We start from the raw sequence: 19,472 nt of genomic DNA, 5'->3' as shown, positions 1-19,472 counted from the left end.
TAGCCTTTTGCAGTTCCATAAAAAAAGGATGAAACAATAGATGTTTCATCCTGGCTTATTCAGGGACTAAGCAAGGGATTCTCTCCGCCCTTGCTCATCTCATAGTAATCCAAGCTTTTGAAAGTATACCCCTGCTTCTTCAAATCCTGGATCACTTTTTCCAGAGCCTCTGCATTATCTTTTGATACCGTATGCAGAAGCATTACAGATCCCGGATGAATCTGTTTCATGATGTTGTCATAAGAATACTTCCAGCCCTTTTGACCGTCCGTATGCCAGTCAACAAAAGCAAGTGACCATAAGACATGGGTGTAGCCTGCATCCTTTGCTACCTTCATGGTCCTCTCACTGAACACACCTCGCGGCGGCCTCAAATAGGTCATCGTCTTTTGTTTTGTAATTTCTGCCGTCTTCTCTTTAACGAGATTCAGCTCTTTCCTGAGCTTTTCGTCAGACACGGCCGTTAAATCAGGGTGGCTCCAGGAGTGATTTCCGACAATGTGCCCCTCATCAACCATTCTTTTCACAAGGTCAGGTGCACTGTTCAGATAATGGCCTGTCACAAAGAAAGCTGCTGGCACTTTCTCTTTCTTCAACACATCAAGAATCTTCTCGGTATAGCCGTTTTCATAGCCGTTATCAAACGTCAGGTATAACACTTTCTTATCAGGAGAATCTTTATAAAATGCACCATATTTCTCAAGCAGGTCATCATAGGCTTTTCCCGCTTCAGCCTGTTTTCCGTCGCCGCCTTTCTTGAATCCCCAGCCAATACTCTTATTGGAGATTGCAGAAGCACTGTTGCCGGCAAGCATCCCTAAAGCGAGGAATCCTGTAATCAGTATCATTAAAACCTTTTTCATGAACTCAACCTTCTCTCTGTTTTGTACTATTTTTAGTTTTTCGGAAGGGCTGCGTTAACATGCCTTCTAATTGATGGAAAAAAGGTTTTTTGGATGTACAATGCTCACATACCTTATTTCTCAGTTTTTCGATTTTGATGTCCTTCGCTGGCCGAGCGAGATTTCCGATCAACTAAAAAACCGCTGCCCAAAAGGCAGCGGCCAAATTAGTATATATTTTAGCTGAATACCTTCTCCTTGAACTGTGCAAGCTTCTCAAGAGAAGATTTATCAATATCTTTATGAAGGCTGTTACCGTGTGAATCCATGGTAACGACTGCAGTGAATCCTTCTACTTCAAGATGCCACATCGCTTCAGGAATACCGAATTCCATGAAATCGACGCCTTCAACGGATTTAATGCAATCTGCATAATATTGTGCAGCCCCTCCGATTGCGTTCAGGTAGACACCACCATGCTCACCAAGGGCTTCAAGGGTTCTTGGCCCCATTCCGCCTTTTCCGATGACGGCACGGATGCCGAATTTTTTCATGATATCACCTTGATACGGCTCTTCACGGATGGAGGTTGTCGGACCTGCCGCTTTGACATGCCATCTGCCATCTTCATCTTTCATCATAACCGGGCCGCAGTGGTAAATGACTTGTCCGTTGAGATCGACAGGTGAGTCATTGTCGGAAAGATGTTTGTGGATCGCATCACGGCCTGTGTACATTCTTCCGTCAATACGGACCACATCACCGACTTTCAGGCTGCGGATCTTTTCTTCTGTAATCGGAGCTGTCAGAGTGATGACCTCAGATTCTCCCTCCGATGCAGCAGCCGTTTCCTGCTGAGCTGTGCTTTCTGAAAGGTCGACAAGCTCCCCTTCCTGGTAAAGCCATTCCTGGACGGATCCTGTTTCGGCATCAAGTTTGAAGCCAAGTCTTCTGAAAGCCCAGCAATTATACGCTACAGATACAAAGAAACTTGCCGGAATACGGTTCATAACGCCTACTTTACAGCCAAGCAGGGTAGTCTCACCGCCAAATCCCATTGTGCCGATTCCCAGCTCATTGGCGTTCTCCATTACATATTCTTCAAGCTTGCGAAGGTCTTCATTGCTGTTGACATCGTCTACAGAACGGAACAGCTGCTCTTTGGCCAGATCATATCCGGAAGAACGGTCTCCGCCAATTCCTACACCGATGAATCCTGCAGAACAGCCTTGGCCTTGTGCCTGATAGACGGAATGCATGATACATTTACGGATACCGTCCAAATCGCGTCCTGCACGGCCAAGTCCTTCAAGTTCACATGGAAGGCTGTATTGGATGTTTTTATTTTCACAGCCGCCTCCCTTTAAAATCAAGCGGGCATCAATGTAGTCTTTTTCCCACTGCTCAAATTTAATGACAGGTGTGCCAAGGCCCAGGTTATCGCCGCTATTGGCTCCAGTCAGAGAGTCAACTGAATTGGGACGCAGCTTCCCATCCTTTGTTGCCTGTTGCATGGCAGCATAGATAGCCTCTTTGATTTCTAATTGGTTCACCCCTACAGGTGTCTTGATCTTGAAAGTTGGCAGACCTGTGTCCTGGCAGATCGGAGAAACATTATCATCGGCCATTTTGATATTGTTTGAAATCGTCGCAAGGCTCATTGCTGAACGAGTTCCGGCACTCTCTCTTGCCTTTGCCGTCTTAATAGCTCTTCTAACATCTTTAGGCAAGTTAGTGGAGGTCTCAACAATCAACTGATACATGCTTTCTTGCAGTTTTTCCCTGTTCATAAAAATCCCCTTCTCCCGCAAAGTTTTCTATATTTAGATAGTGAATTATACAAAATTTGAATTTTTCACAACTCATTATACTCCTATAATTAGCAGAAAAAAAGACCTGATTGTAAACGATTACAGCTCAGGCCGGCAATTTTTTTCGAAAATGAATTCTCTCACCCTCTGCAAGATAGGGTGTGTATCCGTTTCTCTGATAAAAATGAATGGCATCTTCCCATTCCTGATTCGTCTCCAATACCATGCTTACAGCATTCCTTTTTTGCGCTTCCACCTCTAAAAAAGAAAGCATCATCCTGCCAAATCCTAAATTGCGAAATGAAGACAAGACCGACATCCGGACTACCCGGCATTCGGAAGGGGTTTCAAACACGAAACCGCCGGTCGCAATCAATTGGTCCTTGTAATGTCCCACATAAAAGAATTTATCTCCACGATAATAAGCCATTATGTCATCCAAATCAGGATTCAATCCGTCAATGATCGTCCCGAACCGCTCTTTGAAACCTTGCAGGACAATCCGCTTCGCCTCTTCGGTCTGCTCTGGCACAATAAGTGAAATATTCATCCCCATATCTCCCCAAAGTTTTTTTATCTAAAAAAAGAGCCCATTAAGGCTCTTAATTTATTTCTTGAATTGATCAACCTTCATCTCCAGATCATCTATCATTTGGATTAAACGGTCGATATCTTCTAATTCCGTATGTTCAGGGTCAATTGAATCAAGCACTTCCAGGAACATGCCTAATCTCTGTTTCAAATATAACACCTGGTCGTCTCTGTTGCTTGCAGCTTTACCCAATGTGTTCGCTCCTTTGATTGAATTTCCTTTATCATCGTACCGAATTCCGCAACAATTGACAAGCATTGCAGGAAAAACATTTCTTAATTAATAAAAACTGACCCCGAACTTGCCCCGGGGTCAGCAGCTGCTATTTTTAACGAGGTTTATCGGCAGTAACAAATCCGAAAGAAACATGGTCTTGAACCGGAATCCAGGCCCCGATTCCCTGCGATGTAACATTTTTAACGACGATCGTTCGTTTTGAACCCTTCATGACCAGGTATACTTCTCCATACGTTACTTTCCCTTTTTCATTCACCGCAGGAGCGTATCCATATAGGTATCCGAGTCGCTTGGGCGCTATATTATATACATGATCTTTCTTCGTTCCTGCCCCGACAATGGTTTGGAAGGAAAGCGGAAGATCTGAGTTTTCCATTGCTTTTAAAAGCATCATCTTCTGTACATCATCAGAATGGGGCACTTTTGCTGTAAGTCCGCCCTTAATCGTTTTTTGCGCTTCCTGCACATAATGGATTTGATAGTTTTGATTTCCGCCTCTGTTGTCAAAGTAATTGGTATTTATCTTTTGATATTCCCAGTTTGGTGCTGTTTCCGTCGATTCATAATTCAAAGGCCATTCACCCATATAAATAGTGGCTCTCAATCCAAGGGCAAAGGGTGATTTATTCATGCTCGACTCATTGAACATGCGGATAAGGTTAGGATTTTCTATTTTGACGTTTGAAGTTTCAATCAGCTCTGCTGTTAAATCACTTGGTTGAAGATAAGGAAGATCCTGTGTAGGATTTGGATACGTATTTTCCTTGGCAATATTCAATACGGAAGAAGGAATTTTAACTTTCGGTTCAGCTGGTTTCGGCTCTGGTTTCTCAGCTGTTTTCTCCTCATCCTTCTTCTGGACTTTTTCCTGTTTTGGGGCCTGCTGTTTATTTTCCTTCTCTTGTGCCGAAGCTGCCGGCAGAATCATAGATGAAATGAAGAACATCATAAGTACGATCCGTAAAATTTTCATGCTGTTAGACTCCCTTCTTGCTTATGCTTTTTCTGTAGTTAGTTTTTCCGTTGTTTTCGTAGTTATCCAATCATTTTAAAAAAATTTCTAATAATGAAAATTGAATATTCACAAAATTCAATTTTCATTATATAATTTGGTTATAACCAGCCGGTCCAACCGGCAGAACAGATTTTCATTCCCTAAATTCCCTAATAAAAACAAGGAGAAAGCTGAAAAGCTTTCTCCTTGTTTTTTTCACGCCTATATAAAAGTTTGGTTAAAAAAATCTCCAATAACACAGATTAATATCGTACATTTAAAGGAGGTTGAAACTATGTCCCAGACATTAAAAGAAAAGGTCATTGAATTATTCTCCAATCATAAAGTTGGAACCCTTGCCACTATTAGAAATAATCAGCCCTATTCCCGTTTCATGATGTTTTTTAATGAAGAGCTGACTTTATTCACTGCCACCAACCAGCATGCCCATAAGGCCGAGGATATTGCCCAGAATCCTCATGTCCATATCCTCCTTGGCTATGATAGAGACAGCAGCCATGAGCATTATGTGGAAATTGAGGCATCTGCTGAAATTGAAAAATCAGAAGAACTGAAGGAAAAATTCTGGAATGATCATCTCAAACCTTGGATTACAGCTCCCGATGATCCGGAATATATGCTTCTCCGGCTTACTCCCAAAACGATCCTTTACTATGAAAGAGTAGGAAAAGAACCACAGGAATTAAGCCTCTGATCTATTACAAGAATTACCGCGGGTGACCCCCGCGGTCTTTTTATATTCTGTAATACTTTAAAGCACTAAGGGGGACAGTCCCCCTTAGTGCTTTAAAGTGCTAAATTCAGTTGGCCTTTATTTCAAAGGTTTCTTCGATGTCGATGCTTCCGGTCACTGACTGGACCATCGAACAGTTTTTTCTGGTCAGTTCCATCGCTTTTTGGATTTTCTCTTCTTTCAGATTTTCTCCTGTAATTGTGAAATGCAAAGCGACTTTCTCGATTCTATTCGCCTTCTCTTCATTCCTGGTTACATCTACCTTAATAGAAATATCCTCGAAGCTGATTCGCTGCTTCTCCAGTATTTTCCTCAACACCCCACCACTGCATACTGCAATGGATGATACCATCAGCTGATAAGGGCGAAAACCATGTTCTTCATTACCCGAAATGTCTAATTGGCCATAAGGAAGGTCTGTAACAAACCCGCCTTCCTTCATTTTGAATTCCACAACGATCACTCCTTCTTATATTCTGTAGAAAAGTGTACTCCATAATCTTTTATCTTGCCAATGTTTTGAAATGACGATACCATCGTAAAGGAAATAAATCGTCGGGAGATAGATACATGGATAAACAAATGAAATTCCGTTTTTGGGTGTTGATCAGCATTGTCGCTATATCGGGCTTTTCTCAAGGCATGCTTCTTCCACTTATCGCTGTCATATTTGAAGGGGACGGGCTTTCTTCCTCCCATAACGGCCTGAATGCTGCGGGACTCTATATCGGGATACTGTTGATCTCTCCCTTTATGGAAGACCCGCTAAGGAAGTTCGGATATAAGCCTATCATTATCGGTGGAGGTTTGCTTGTCATTCTCTCACTCATTTTCTTTCCTCTCTGGAAGTCATTCTGGTTCTGGTTTGCACTCAGGATGTTGATCGGCATTGGTGACCATGCTCTCCATTTTGGAACACAGACTTGGATCACCTCATTTTCCCCGGAAAACAAGAGGGGAAGGAATATTTCCCTTTACGGACTGTTTTTTGGTGTGGGTTTTGCGGTCGGCCCTTTAATGACACCTTTAGTAGAAGTAAATGAATCGCTGCCGTTCATTCTCTCTTCCTTATTATGTCTTGCAGCATGGGTATTCCTTTTTGTTTTAAAAAATGAATATCCTGAACAGTCAATGGAGGTCAGCTCTTTCCGGAGCACCATGTCCCGCTTTAAGCAAGCAACTAAATATGGCTGGGTTGCTTTCCTGCCGCCTTTGGGATATGGATTTCTTGAAGCATCGCTTAACGGCAGTTTCCCGGTTTACGGGCTAAGGAATGGTATTGACGTCACCAGTGTGTCGATACTCTTGACGTCGTTCGCCATTGGGGGGATCGTCTTCCAGCTTCCACTGGGGATTCTGAGTGACAAATATGGAAGGCGCAAGGTGCTTCTCACCATTCTATTACTCGGTTTTATCAGTTTTACCGCAGCGAGTTTCCTTGAAGATCTAATGCCTGCACTGACTGTGACTCTTTTCATCGCAGGCATGGTTGTGGGGTCCACCTTCTCTCTTGGGATCAGCTATATGACAGATTTGATGCCAAGTAAATACCTGCCGACAGGAAATTTGCTGTGCGGAGTGGCCTTCAGCATTGGCAGCCTGGCTGGACCGTATACCGGTGGAATGTTCATTGAGTTATTTGAAAACGTCAGTTTCTTCATGATTATTAGTTTCACTCTTTTAATCATCTTCCTGGTCATCATGTTCTATGGGAAAGAAAAAAGCCCCCTACAAACAGCTGGCCGGAAATAACCGTCACTTCCTGCTTCCAAAAGCATAAACTGTATGGTAAAATAATTTAAACAATCAAATACGAAAATTCTGTTTTTTCTAGGCATTACAGCTGTCACCTGCAAAAGGTGGCAGCTTTCGTCGTTTTATTGGGGAAATGAAGCTGATTATTGTTATCAATTAACCTTAAAGGAGTAGAGAATATGAGCTCACATGCAAAGACAATGTCTGTAAGTGAACCTGCCGAAACCTCATCACATACTTATCTTGATAAAATTAAGCCGCACGCCGAATTAATCGCTGCACTCATAAGCGGTGTCTTCATCTTGATGGGCTGGCTGACAGCAAATGATTCCTCTTCATTGTCGATCACCTTCTATCTGCTGGCATTCGTCATCGGCGGATTTGCCAAAGCGAAGGAAGGAATTGAAGAAACGATTGAAAACCGGGAATTAAATGTAGAAATGCTGATGGTATTTGCAGCTATCGGCTCTGCCATCATTGGATATTGGACCGAAGGCGCCATCCTAATTTTCATTTTTGCGATCAGCGGTGCACTGGAAACGTACACCCTGAATAAAAGCCAGCGGGAAATTTCTTCCCTGATGGACCTGCAGCCGGAAGAAGCTTTGAGGGTAACCAAGGGTGTGGAGGAACTGGTCCACGTTTCAGAGCTTTCCATTGGTGATCACATCCTCATCAAGCCGGGGGAAAGAGTCCCCTCCGACGGCCTGATTATAAAGGGTGCCACCACTATTGACGAAGCAGCCATTTCGGGGGAGTCGCTGCCGGTCAGTAAATCTGTTGAAAATGAAGTGTTCGCCGGGACAGTGAATTTGAACGGGGCCATCACAGTTGAAATCACTAAGCCAAGCAGTGAAACACTTTTTCAAAAAATCATTGATCTCGTTCATTCAGCTCAAAGCGAGAAGTCCCCGTCTCAGCTTTTCATTGAAAAATTTGAAGGAACTTACGTAAAAATTGTATTGGCAGTAGTTCTTCTGATGATGTTCCTGCCGCATTACCTTCTAGGATGGAGCTGGACCGAAACATTCTACCGGGCAATGGTCCTCCTGGTAGTCGCATCCCCATGCGCGCTGGTTGCCTCTATAATGCCGGCAACTCTATCGGCCATCTCAAACGGTGCAAGGAGCGGAATACTTTTCAAAGGCGGCATGCATCTTGAAAATCTCAGCAATCTTCAGGCTATTGCCTTTGATAAGACTGGAACGCTCACCAAAGGAAATCCCCAAGTGACAGATGTCATTACAGACGGCACCATCTCTGAACGTGATGTTTTAGGTATTACTGCCGCGATTGAAAACCAGTCTAACCACCCACTCGCCCAGGCAATTGTAAAACACACTAAAAGAATCGAACCTGACCTTCACTTGTTAGAACCTCAATCAGTAGAAGATGTGTCAGGATGGGGGTTAAAGGCTGTCATTGATGGGAAGGAATGGAAAGTCGGCAAAGCTGAGTTTGTCGGTATTGATAAGGCAGCTGAATTTGCCGGCGGGAAGGCTGAGCAATTGGCTTCAGAAGGAAAGACAACAGTCTTTGTAGCAAATGAAAATGGAATTGCTGCGCTGATCGCGTTAAAAGATGTTATCCGTGAAGAAACCAAGCAAGCGTTAAAGTCCTTGCGAACAGAAGGACTCTTCACCATAATGCTGACAGGTGACAGTGACGACACCGCAAAAGCAATTGCTTCTGAAGCGGATGTAGATCATTTTATCGCAAAGTGTCTCCCTGAAACAAAAGTTACAGAACTTAAAAAGCTGACGGATCAATATGGAACGGTTGCCATGGTGGGTGATGGAATTAATGATGCCCCTGCTTTAGCAACAGCAGATGTAGGGATTGCCATGGGAGAAGGTACAGATGTTGCCCTGGAAACAGCCGACATAGTCCTCATGAAAAATGATTTGAACAGGATTGCTGATGCTGTTCGGCTATCCAGGAAGATGCAGCGGATTGTGAAACAAAATATCATTTTTTCACTGTCTGTCATCTTTGTCCTGATTGCCTCTAACTTCCTGCAAATCCTTGACCTTCCTCTTGGAGTAATCGGTCATGAAGGAAGCACTATACTGGTTATTTTAAATGGTTTAAGATTACTGCGCTCCTGATATAAAAAAGGGTTTCCCGGCTGGAAACCCTTTTTCAATTCCTAGTGATATCCGTTTTGTCCGTTAGCAGAACCGGATGTTTTGTTCTTTGATTTTTGTTTGCTGTTTTGCTTAGTACCGCCGTCTTTTTTTGTATGTTTTGTCATCGTCTATTCCTCCCTTTGATGTTCAAGGCCATTTTATTAAAGAGCCTCTTCTAAATAGTCTGTTCAAACGGAAAAAAGAGTTTACCGGTAAATGTCGGTAAACTCTTTTTTTATGTTATTTGCAATCCCTTGAATTCTTCACATTCATGATGGCATTGATATGGCCGCCTATCATGATGATGATGCCTGTCAGATAGAACCAGATCATCAGGACAATGATTCCCCCGATGCTTCCATAAGTAGCGGAGTAATTCCCAAAATTGCTTACATAATAAGAGAACGCCAGTGAGGCGCCTACCCAGCCTAATGTAGCAAATACAGCACCTGGGACCGCACTTAAGCACTTTATTTTTTTACTTGGTGCAATAAAATAAAGACCCACAAACACGACAAACAAAATAATTGGCGAGATTGCCCATCTGATTGCGCCCCAAATGGTCAGGAATTGATCCGAGAAGCCAAATTGGGAAAATAGGAACAATCCTATCTGCCGTCCGAATACCGGCAGCAGTAAGGCAATAATAAAAACAAATATCATGGCAATGGTCAGCACGATTGACATAAGCCTTGTTACAATAAAAGACCTGGTCTCCTCCACTTCATACGCATCATTCAATGATCTTACAATGGCATTCATCCCATTGGATGCAGACCAGATAGTCGCGATGATACTGAATGATAACAAGCCTGTATTGCGATTTGACATGATTTCATTAATCGTCGACTGAATCATCTCCATCGTTTCACCTGGTGCGAAATCCCTGATAACGTTTAGTATGTCTTCCTGTGCAAAAGGCAGATAAGGAAGCAAGGTTACCATGAAGATCAATAATGGAAAAAGTGATAGTAGGAAAAAATAAGCCAGCTGTGCTGCCAGTCCTGTTACATCTCCATCAGATATCTTTTGAAATAACTTCTTACCGAAGCCCTTTATTCCTCCAGTTTTACTCCTCTTCGTCATCCTTTCACCTCTTGTTCTGCTGTATTACTCCACTCGTGTGCTGGCGGAATGATGATCCTCCTCAGTAAAGACCTCTTTATAGGATTCAGAGGATGAATGGATCGTCTCTTTCGTATCTTCAATTAAATCCTTTACTTGAGGAGAGAGTTCTTTGATTTCTTCTACCTTTTGATTGATGAATTCCATATCCTCTCCGATTTGCTGGGCGGTCTCCCTGACCTTTTCATATACTTCTTTAGTGGATGCCACCAGCAATTGAGGGTCGCGGGCATACCGTCCAATAAACTCGCTGCCCTTTTTTGTACTATTCATCACGTCTTCCCGCGTCTCTTTATTCAGCAGTGTGATGAACCCGCCGGCCATCGCTCCAAAAACCAAACCTTTGATAAATCTCTTCGTTCCCATATTCATCCTCCGTTACATTAATGTTGTTAGCTTGCACCTGTTTTGTTTGTTTAATCATACATTGATGCAAAAGAGCAGTACAAACACTAAGGCGCAAAACACTTCTTACCTTCTACTTCTTTTTCAAGAGTGTTTTTCCCTTTTTTAAAAGGCTCTTTTCGTACAGATTGTTGCAATTGGAATAATTTTGTTGATTTCCGCTCCAGGTGTGCGACTCCGCGGGGCGGGCGTTGAGCCTCCTCGGCTTCGCCTGCGGGGTCTCACCTGTCCCGCTAGTCCCGCAGGAGGTCACACACCTTCCACTCCAATCAACCTTCGAAAAAATAACTATAAAAGCAAAGGGATTTTTTTAGTTTTTAATGAAAGCATAGTTTAAATGTCCTTTGCTTTTGCTGCTATAGTTCTTTTTTCTAGATAAAAAAGAGACTTGTCATTAGTCCTGAAGGGAGACATGCATAACTTATACTTTCGATGGGGTTAAACAATAGTATTATTTATCCATTCCTATCATTTCTCAAACATATCAACAGGCTCTGATTCCCCTGCGCATAGCGGTTTCAAGTTGACATCCCTCCTCAATAATGAAAAGATGTTACTAATGATTAAAGTATAATAAAGGATGGATGAAACCATGGATCTTTCACAAAAATCACCAGAAAACGTAGAATTCATGATTGAAAAAATCAAAGAGAAATTAAGGGTGGTCAATGTCGGTGCCATCAAACCTTCTCATTTCGATGGTGAAATGTATGAAGAACTTAGAGATATTTACGAAATGGTTGATCGTAAAAACCACTTCAGTCCAAGTGAGATGCAAGCGATCGTTGAAGAGCTTGGAAACCTGAGAAAGCAGTAATAGACATCAGCACAATCAAAAGGACCGCCGGGAATTGGCGGTCCTTTATTTACTATCTACTAGGATGCATTTTTTAACAGCTTAAGTGATTCACGGACGAAAGCCGGAATGTCATCTGGATTACGGCTTGTTACAAGCTGATCTTTGCAAACCACTACTTCTTGATCCTTGTAGTTTGCACCGGCATATTCCATATCGACTTTAATGGATTTAAAACCAGTAGCATCTCTGTTTTCCAATGTTTTCGCTGTCAACAGAAGCTGTGGTCCATGGCAGATTGCCAGAACTGGTTTGTCACTTTCCATAAAGCTTTTCGCAAATTTGACGAATCGTTCATCAGCGCGGAGCTGATCAGGAGAGAATCCTCCAGGAAGGAATAAGGCATCGAAGTCTTCAGGATTTACATTATCGATACTTTCATCAATCGATACTTTTGCTTCCCCCTGCTTGCCTTCTACCGTCTTGCCTGATTCTTTTTCAATGGTGACGACTGTGTGCCCTTCATCCTTAAATGCATCTGCAGGTTTGGTGTACTCTACATCTTCAAACATATCTGTTACTAAGCATGCAATCTTAGCCATTTGCAACCTCTCCTTTATAGCATTTTTTCTACATTTCATTAATTCCCGCTTACGATTTTGAGAAACCTGATGAGCGTAACAAAATATTGGAAAAATATTCTCCCTGTAAAAATTCACCTGTTCTTCACTTTTTAAAAACAGCTATATACCAGCCGCCTTCTTTGACGACCGGGTCTATGGTATCCATTTTCAATCCCGATTTCTTGGCAAAGCTTTTCAGGTCCTTTTCAGTTGGCACCGGGTAGAGATTATCAAAGGTCATGAAGAAGCTGTTAAAGGCACTTGAGAATTCTTTTCCATGCTTTGGTTTCTGGAGCGGGGTGATTATGGAAAGCGCACCGTTTTTCTCGATCCACTTTGCAGCAGTCTGAAAGAAACCTGCCCTTTCTTGCGGTTCAATATAGTGAAGGAGGTTATTCGCCATCACCAGCTTATATTGATCCTGAGGCTGATACTCATTAATATCTTTATTTAAGATTTCAATGTTGTCATGTTCTTCAACAACTTCCCTTGCATTATTGGCAACTTCCTCATTCACTTCCACTCCGACCATTTTTTTATCGGGGAATTTTTTTGCCAGTTTGCGTAAATATCCTGCTTCTCCACAGCCGACATCCAAAACGGAATCAACTTTATACTTTTTCATCACTTTCTCTACTTTTGGATATGCGAGCTGTTCCAATAGTGTTGAGGTCTTTGCCACGGTCGGGCCATGGACATCCGAGTCAAAATGCTGCTTGCTTTGATTTCTGAGTAGTTCCGGATAGGCCAGCAGCGAAGGAATGTGAAGTTCCATCATTTCCTTCAAGATGATGCCTGAAGAAAATCGATTGGATTTTGACTTTGGCAGCTTCCATTTTTTTATCGTTTTGACTTTCTCGGCAGATACCCTTTTAAAATGTTTCAGGATTATCCCTACCTCGACCCATTGTTTTAGGAGATCATACTCTAGTTCCCTTTCAGCTGCCACCTCACTGATTGAGACCGGTTTCTTGAAGGACTTGAACAAGTCCAGTTCATATCCTACATAAGCATGCCAGCTGATCAGAAAAGGCATATTCTTCTTCATCCATCCCCTAGCCCGCCAAACCCTTATATACTCTCTTATCATACTAATTGCTCCTTCCATTTCCACGGATAATCTTCTCTTTCGGTGAATAGCTTTTCTGCTTTCTCTTCAGTCGTCAGGGGTGTACTCCGTTTTGGAAGCAAGCCTCCTTGGATCATACGGTCTTTTACTGTGTCCTGCCACATCCCCAGTCCCGAGATATTCAGCATTTGTTTAAAATGGAGAACTGGATCCTGTTCGATTCGCTTCAGGCTTCTTTTTCTCAGTTTGCCGACCGACTTATACGGATACGAGTAGGCAAGTGCAGAGAGATGGCTCAATTTCATTTGATTTTTGACCCTTTCCCTTCGGACATGCGGGAACCATTTCAGGTTTTCTTCGTTAAGTTTATCTTTAGCGAACATATCACATAGAAGCTCACCTAACACATCACCGTCTTGGATCGCCATATTCATCCCTTCACCGGCCATGGGATGGACAGTATGGACTGCATCACCAATCAATGCTTTATTATCTTTTATATAATGATCCGTGTGATAGGCGACCGGCACCATCAACTGGATGGTTTTCCAGCTGTCGATCTGGTTCACATACCCATCCATCTCCGGACATAATTCAATATATAGATCATGAAAATACTCAATCGGCTTTTTCCTGATTTCCTTGTATTCTCCTGCCGGAATGAGGTAAACCGAACGCACTTCATTATTAGGCAGCGGGAACAGTCCCAGAAACCGGTCAAACGTCGAAATGATTTTCCCTTCTGTAAAAGAAGGTGGGCGCGGAAAAGTCACTGTAAGAAAGTGATGATTGTACTCATTTTCTTCTTTCTCAATTCCCATTTCCTGCCTGGTCACCGATACCCGTCCCTCTGCACCTATAAAGAACGAACTCTCGTATAGCTCTTCCTTCTTCTCTTTCCTGTCCTCCACCACAGCCTTTCCGTCTGAAAATCCTTTGCAGCTGCTGTTCGATTTATAATGAAAAGAAGGGAATTCCATGGCTGCGTCTCTGATGATCTCCTTTAATTTCTCATGATGGATCATCAAGGAATAGGAATATTTACTTGGGACCACATTATATTTCATATTTGACTCATCAGCCGTTCCGGAATTCTTATCTATTTCCACAAGATTCAACTCATCAATTACATGTCCATTCGCTTTCACTTCATCCAACAAGCCTAAATCGTCAAAAATCCCCAGGCTCTTAGGCTGCAGGAGTTCCCCTTTATATACAGGCGTCGGTCCGGGCAGACGTTCAATCACTGTCACATCAATATTGCACTTCGCAAGTTTAAGAGCGAGAGTCAGTCCGCCGATTCCTCCTCCTGATATAAATACATCAGTTTTCAATTCTATCACCGCCTTTTACCGGTATTTATCCTTTTTTCTCTCTTTTGAAACAAGCGGATGTGCGGAATACATAGCCATCCAGAGCGTAAAAATATGGTAAATATTTGTTGAATTATTTCCCGGAAAATAAGGATACATGCCGACTTGTTGCACGCAAGTGGATTTTTTTGTAGATAAAACAAAAAAACGGCTGCTGTACGTGAATACAGCAGCCACTCATTATATATTATTTCCTGCCTACATCTTTAAGGTAATAATGTTCAGAAGTAAAGAATTCCTTGGTCAGCCTTCTCACTTCCTTGCTCAACAGCAAGACAGCTAAAATATTTGGAACCAATATGGCGACGAGGGCTAAGTCAAGGAATTGCCAAATGACTTGCGCTGCACCAACAGAACCCAGGACTATGGCTGCAATATAAATGAATTTAATGGCCAAAGCCGCCTTTAGACCAAATAAGAATTCGGCTTGTTTCGCCCCGTAAAAAATGATCACGACAATTGTTGATAAAACGAAAAAGATCAATGAAATCGTCACAATCAGGCTTCCTGTATTTCCGAGATAATTCTCAAATGCTTGCGTAGTTAGTGCTGACGGATTATCGAGTGCCCCTTCTGCAGTCCATACGCCCGATGAAATGACGACGAATCCTGTTGCCGTACACACAATCAATGTATCGATCACAATACCGATAATAGCCCAAAGCCCTTGCCTGACAGGATGGTCGGTCGTAGCTGCAGCATGGGCAATCGGCGCGGTTCCAAGACCAGCTTCATTTGAATAGAGTCCTCTTGCAAACCCCCACCTGACCGTCTCAGCCACTGCAACTCCGGCAAATCCTCCCATTGCAGACATTGGCTGAAATGCATGGGTAAATATCAAATTCAACACATTTGGCAGTTTTTCGAGATTCATAAACAGGATGACTAAACATGCTCCAACATAAAGTATCGCCATGAAAGGAACAAACATTTCAGTTACTCTCCCGATTCTTTTTATCCCGCCGAATACAATTAATGAAACAACCAACGCAATCGCAATACCAGTATACATGCCGTCTACATCAAACGATTCTTGAACAGTAGAGGCAACTGCATTCCCTTGGACCATGATACTCGGAATCAATTCAATCATTAGTGCAAAGGCAAACCAGACGCCCAGCCACTTCATATTCAAGCCGTTTTTCATGTAGTACATCGGCCCGCCGACAAATTCGCCTTTCTCATTCTTCTCCCGGTACCTCACTGCGAGTACACTTTCAGAGAACTTAAGTGCCATCCCTATCAGGGCAATAACCCACATCCAGAACAAAGCGCCGGGTCCCCCAAACATGATGGCAGCCGGTACACCCACAATGTTAGCTGCACCGATTGTGGAGGAAAGGGCGGATGTCAATGCCTGCAAAGGTGTGACCGTCCCTTCCCCTTTCGGTTTCTTGAAGATACTTCCTAATGTCTGCTTAAATATGTAAACCGGATACCGGAATTGCACAAATTTCAATAATAAGGTCAGGTAAATACCCGTACCTGCTAAAATGATGATTACCGGTGGTCCCCAAAGCCATGCCGAGACCGCTCCTACTGCTTCCAAAAATCCATCCAATCTGCTAAACCCCCTGTAAAAATTCTAATAGTAGATACCCTTGCCATTCCGTTTCTAAACTTTCCAATATTTAGAATTCGGGTGATTCCTCACAAAAAAAAGACACCCGCTGGTTACAGGTGCCTTTCTCTATTGCATCATCCTCGGTAAAATCAACACTTCTACCCTTCTATTCTCGGCTCTTCCTTCACTTGTATCGTTGCTTGCTAACGGTTTAAATTCCCCGAAGCCTTTGGCACTGAACCAACGCGGGTCGAGGTTTTGATTTTTCAAAATGATCTTCATGAAATTGACAGCCCTCATGACGCTGAGTTCCCAGTTTGACTCATAGTTCGCATTGCTGATCGGAACATCGTCGGTATGGCCGCTGATTATGACACTTCGCGGTGTATCCATTTCCAATAATCCCGATAATTCTCTTGCCACCCCTTGGTCTTTTGCACCCACCACAGCCGATCCAGACTGAAACAGCACATTATCCCTGATAGTCAGGAGCAGGCCTTCGGAAGTTAATTCCGTTGCAAACTGCTTTTGCAGTTCATTCGCGGCAATGTAGCCGTCCACCCTTTTCTGCAGTTCTTCTAATTCCTGCCTGTCCTTCTTTTTGGCTGCCTCGATTTCATCCACTGTTAAAAGCTTTTGCTCTTGAACTTGCTTGTCATCTCCAAGATCAGCTTCTGATTCAGGTACAGGGGAAGGATAATCCATTACACCGGGGCCGCCTACAAAAATTTCATTAAAAGCACTGGACATTAACTGAAACTTTTTCACATCAATACTGCTTGATGCGAAAAGCACAATAAAAAGGGCCAACAATAATGTGAGAATATCCGCATAAGGAATTAACCAGGATTCATCTACATGTTCTTCGTGGTCATGTTTTTTACGCCGCCGCGCCATCAGTGACCACTTCCTCATCTGTTATTCGTTTCCTTTCACTGGCAGGCAGATACGAGGCCAGTTTCTGCTCTATCACTCGTGGAGCTTCACCTTCAATGATGGAGAGGATTCCCTCTATCATCATCACTTTTTGTTTAACTTCTTCCTTCGATTTACGCTTCAGTTTGTTGGCAAATGGATGCCACAGAACATAGCCTGTAAAAATCCCCAGCAGGGTGGCAACGAATGCAGCTGATATTGCTTCACCGAGCAAAGCTATATCCTCCATATGTCCTAATGCTGCGATTAATCCGACTACGGCTCCAAGCACTCCCAAAGTTGGAGCGTAAGTACCTGCCTGGGTGAAAATCAAAGCACCTGCTTGATGCCTTTCCTCCATAGCGTCGATTTCCTCATTCAAAACATCACGGATATAGTCGGCAGACTGCCCATCAACCGCAAGCCCCATGCCATTTTTCAAGAAAGGGTCTTCAATTTCATTAGTTCTTGCTTCTAATGCCAGCAATCCCTCTCTTCGTGCAAGGTCTGCCCATTCAGAGAACATAGTAATAAGTTTTTTAGGTTCCTGCAGCTTGCTTTCCTTAAAGATGATACCGAATAGTTTCGGTACCCTTTTTATTTCAGAAGTCGGGAAGGCGATGGTTACCGCTCCTATTGTACCGAAGATAATTATTAAAATTGCTGGCAGGTTAAGCAGCCTGTCTACAGGAACACCCTTCAGCACCATTCCGACACCAACAGCCACAACTCCCAATACGACTCCAATTAACGATGTTTTATCCATAGAATTCACCCTATACTTTTTTTCTTACTATTTATATCGGAAGTTGCCGAAAAAATTGAAGGACAATTTTCGCTTTTCAAAGATTTACTATTTAAAGTCGGTTTCGGGAATTTGATAGTATTTTTTAAAATTTTCCAATTATGCTATTGAAAAATGGTGAAATATACCGATGAAATTAGTAGAAAAGACTACTACATTCGACAGGAGAGACAAAAAATGACCATTGAGGATCTGAAACTGGAGGATTTAAAAAGGAAGAATATCCTGATGCTTATTTTGTATTCCGCTTCCTTACTGGCTGCCATATCCTATACCCTGTTCAATCATAACCCACTGATTGAGACCATGCTGTACTCCGCACAGCTTGCGGCCATGATTGTTTTCTTTCTTATTTTTCAAGTGGGCTTAAAAAAATATCAGTTGTTTCCCCTCTTTACCATCCCGGTAATTTACTTAATTATCGGAGCCGATATTTTTATCAATGGAGGTTCCGGCAACAATCTTATCATTCTGCTTTTCCTTGCAGTTATTTCTGCATTGCATTTTAAACTGTCGCTTTTTGCCATCGGGTATGGGGCAGGCTTTGTCCTCTTTATCCTGAATAAACTATTCTTTAAGGGTGCCGGCGAGATTGATTCCATTTTTGTTCCCGGTGTCTTGGTATACATAATGCTCGGAATCCTGTTATTCATAGTGGTAAAGCTTAACACCAACCAGTTTGCACAGCTTCAAATGCTCATCGCTGACGCAGAGGAAGAGAGCCTAAAAAAAGAGAACCAAAAAGTGCTTCTGGAAGCTGAACTGGGAACGATATTCCAGAGTATCAAGAAGGTTAATGATCAAATCCAGCATCATTTGATATCTCACAATGAAATGAAAGCCGCTCTCCAGGAAATTTCTGCAGGCAGCCAGATGCAGAGCGATCAAATCAATAGTATCGCATCTATTTCGGAGACAACGATGAGAAAAATGGAAGGGATGGCCTCAATGGCAGAAGTGCTTTTCCAGCATTCTGAAGAAGCCAGCAATACGGCCATCAATGGAACCGGAAAAGCAGATGAGCTTCAGCTTAATATGAATGAGTTAAACACTTTCATTGATGAGCTGAGTATAACATTCACTGAACTAACAAATAAAATTGAAGAAACAAATAGTTTCATCGGCACAATTCAGGGGATAACGGAGCAAACAAACCTGCTTGCACTCAATGCCTCTATTGAAGCTGCGAGAGCGGGTGAAGCAGGGCGGGGATTTTCTGTTGTAGCAGAGGAAATCAGAAAGCTTGCTGAAATGACCAGCAATACCGCAGCACGTATCAACGAAAACCTTGCTTCAGTCAATCAGGCAAACTCTACCGCACTCCAAAAAATGAATTTGAGCAGCAGCAAAATGTCAGACAACGTTCAAGCCGTCGAAGATGTGAGCAGTTCATTCAAAGAGTTAAGATCCAAACTTCAGCTGCTACAGACTGAATTCCATACCCTGGCGGATAATTCGAACTCTGTTAAACAGCAGACTGTCCATGCGGAACTTTCCACTAAAGAACTTGCTGCCGTCATTGAAGAGGCATCTGCAGGACTTGAAGAAGTCAGCGCCACTATTGAAACTTTGAATGACGACACCAACACGATTGCGGGTTATGTAAATGAAACTGTAAAAAGTGCAGAAAAGATACAAGCCAATATAGATAAGCAGTAATAAAAACGAGCATCCCTATTTAAA

Annotated in this window: 19 protein-coding genes; 5 read left to right on the top strand and 14 right to left on the bottom strand. The window is 42.7% G+C overall.

Going from position 1 to position 19,472, the window contains the following annotated elements:
• Positions 1–59: 59 nt before the first annotated feature.
• From pdaA to ACOJQI_RS04925, 5 genes are all read right to left on the bottom strand, one after another.
• Complete coding sequence (gene pdaA / locus ACOJQI_RS04945; RefSeq protein WP_421383926.1) at positions 60–863, bottom strand: delta-lactam-biosynthetic de-N-acetylase; 804 nt, start codon at positions 861–863, stop codon at positions 60–62.
• Between the two features lie 218 nt (positions 864–1,081).
• A complete protein-coding gene (locus ACOJQI_RS04940) occupies positions 1,082–2,632 on the bottom strand; it encodes a fumarate hydratase (protein ID WP_421383925.1) in 1,551 nt (516 codons plus the stop codon).
• A gap of 127 nt (positions 2,633–2,759) precedes the next feature.
• A complete protein-coding gene (locus ACOJQI_RS04935; RefSeq protein ID WP_421383924.1) occupies positions 2,760–3,203 on the bottom strand; it encodes a GNAT family N-acetyltransferase in 444 nt (147 codons plus the stop codon).
• Between the two features lie 57 nt (positions 3,204–3,260).
• Positions 3,261–3,437 (bottom strand): SE1561 family protein, encoded by a 177-nt coding sequence (locus tag ACOJQI_RS04930; protein WP_421383923.1) that lies wholly within the window; start codon positions 3,435–3,437, stop codon positions 3,261–3,263.
• Between the two features lie 136 nt (positions 3,438–3,573).
• Positions 3,574–4,455: a YfkD family protein gene (locus tag ACOJQI_RS04925; RefSeq protein WP_421383922.1), complete on the bottom strand. Its 882-nt coding sequence runs from the start codon at positions 4,453–4,455 to the stop codon at positions 3,574–3,576.
• A 316-nt stretch (positions 4,456–4,771) separates the two neighbouring features.
• Between ACOJQI_RS04925 and ACOJQI_RS04920 the strand changes: the two genes are divergently transcribed.
• Entirely contained in the window at positions 4,772–5,191 is a 420-nt protein-coding gene (locus ACOJQI_RS04920) for a pyridoxamine 5'-phosphate oxidase family protein (RefSeq protein ID WP_421383921.1), read from the top strand.
• Between the two features lie 106 nt (positions 5,192–5,297).
• Here the strand turns inward: ACOJQI_RS04920 and ACOJQI_RS04915 are convergent, their stop codons facing one another.
• On the bottom strand, positions 5,298–5,684 hold the full coding sequence (locus ACOJQI_RS04915) for an OsmC family protein (RefSeq protein WP_421383920.1): 387 nt from the start codon (positions 5,682–5,684) through the stop codon (positions 5,298–5,300).
• Positions 5,685–5,800: 116 nt separating this feature from the next.
• Here ACOJQI_RS04915 and ACOJQI_RS04910 point away from each other — a divergent pair, with 116 nt between their 5' ends.
• Entirely contained in the window at positions 5,801–6,982 is a 1,182-nt protein-coding gene (locus ACOJQI_RS04910) for an MFS transporter (protein ID WP_421383919.1), read from the top strand.
• A gap of 182 nt (positions 6,983–7,164) precedes the next feature.
• Positions 7,165–9,093 carry a heavy metal translocating P-type ATPase gene (locus ACOJQI_RS04905; protein ID WP_421383918.1) on the top strand — a complete coding sequence of 643 codons (1,929 nt, stop codon included), beginning with the start codon at positions 7,165–7,167 and terminating at the stop codon, positions 9,091–9,093.
• A 261-nt stretch (positions 9,094–9,354) separates the two neighbouring features.
• Here ACOJQI_RS04905 and ACOJQI_RS04900 read toward each other — a convergent pair whose 3' ends face one another.
• Together ACOJQI_RS04900 and ACOJQI_RS04895 are read right to left on the bottom strand one after the other, a co-directional pair.
• Complete coding sequence (locus tag ACOJQI_RS04900; RefSeq protein ID WP_421383917.1) at positions 9,355–10,200, bottom strand: YihY/virulence factor BrkB family protein; 846 nt, start codon at positions 10,198–10,200, stop codon at positions 9,355–9,357.
• Between the two features lie 24 nt (positions 10,201–10,224).
• Positions 10,225–10,605 (bottom strand): YtxH domain-containing protein, encoded by a 381-nt coding sequence (locus ACOJQI_RS04895; protein ID WP_421383916.1) that lies wholly within the window; start codon positions 10,603–10,605, stop codon positions 10,225–10,227.
• Between the two features lie 631 nt (positions 10,606–11,236).
• Here ACOJQI_RS04895 and ACOJQI_RS04890 point away from each other — a divergent pair.
• Complete coding sequence (locus tag ACOJQI_RS04890; RefSeq protein ID WP_119547518.1) at positions 11,237–11,461, top strand: DUF1128 domain-containing protein; 225 nt, start codon at positions 11,237–11,239, stop codon at positions 11,459–11,461.
• 59 nt (positions 11,462–11,520) lie between these two features.
• Here the strand turns inward: ACOJQI_RS04890 and ACOJQI_RS04885 are convergent, their stop codons facing one another.
• The 6 genes from ACOJQI_RS04885 to motA all read right to left on the bottom strand — a co-directional run bounded on the left by ACOJQI_RS04885 (position 11,521) and on the right by motA (position 17,750).
• Complete coding sequence (locus tag ACOJQI_RS04885) at positions 11,521–12,042, bottom strand: type 1 glutamine amidotransferase domain-containing protein (RefSeq protein WP_421383915.1); 522 nt, start codon at positions 12,040–12,042, stop codon at positions 11,521–11,523.
• A gap of 124 nt (positions 12,043–12,166) precedes the next feature.
• Positions 12,167–13,111: a class I SAM-dependent methyltransferase gene (locus tag ACOJQI_RS04880; RefSeq protein ID WP_421383914.1), complete on the bottom strand. Its 945-nt coding sequence runs from the start codon at positions 13,109–13,111 to the stop codon at positions 12,167–12,169.
• 38 nt (positions 13,112–13,149) lie between these two features.
• Positions 13,150–14,466 (bottom strand): FAD-dependent oxidoreductase, encoded by a 1,317-nt coding sequence (locus ACOJQI_RS04875; protein ID WP_421383913.1) that lies wholly within the window; start codon positions 14,464–14,466, stop codon positions 13,150–13,152.
• 226 nt (positions 14,467–14,692) lie between these two features.
• Positions 14,693–16,066, bottom strand: a complete 1,374-nt coding sequence (locus ACOJQI_RS04870; protein WP_421383912.1) for an alanine/glycine:cation symporter family protein — start codon at positions 16,064–16,066, stop codon at positions 14,693–14,695.
• A gap of 129 nt (positions 16,067–16,195) precedes the next feature.
• Positions 16,196–16,966, bottom strand: a complete 771-nt coding sequence (motB, locus tag ACOJQI_RS04865; RefSeq protein WP_421385394.1) for a flagellar motor protein MotB — start codon at positions 16,964–16,966, stop codon at positions 16,196–16,198.
• Positions 16,950–17,750 carry a flagellar motor stator protein MotA gene (motA, locus tag ACOJQI_RS04860; RefSeq protein ID WP_421383911.1) on the bottom strand — a complete coding sequence of 267 codons (801 nt, stop codon included), beginning with the start codon at positions 17,748–17,750 and terminating at the stop codon, positions 16,950–16,952. The genes motB and motA overlap by 17 nt, the downstream gene beginning before the upstream one ends.
• A 153-nt stretch (positions 17,751–17,903) precedes the next feature.
• Here motA and ACOJQI_RS04855 point away from each other — a divergent pair, with 153 nt between their 5' ends.
• Positions 17,904–19,448, top strand: a complete 1,545-nt coding sequence (locus tag ACOJQI_RS04855) for a methyl-accepting chemotaxis protein (protein ID WP_421383910.1) — start codon at positions 17,904–17,906, stop codon at positions 19,446–19,448.
• Positions 19,449–19,472: the final 24 nt, after the last annotated feature.

The organism is Bacillus salacetis, from assembly GCF_049177075.1.
Taxonomy (GTDB): domain Bacteria; phylum Bacillota; class Bacilli; order Bacillales; family Bacillaceae_B; genus Rossellomorea; species Rossellomorea salacetis_A.
Note: the sequence above shows the minus strand (reverse complement) of the source record. Positions and strands in the feature narration are given on the sequence as shown.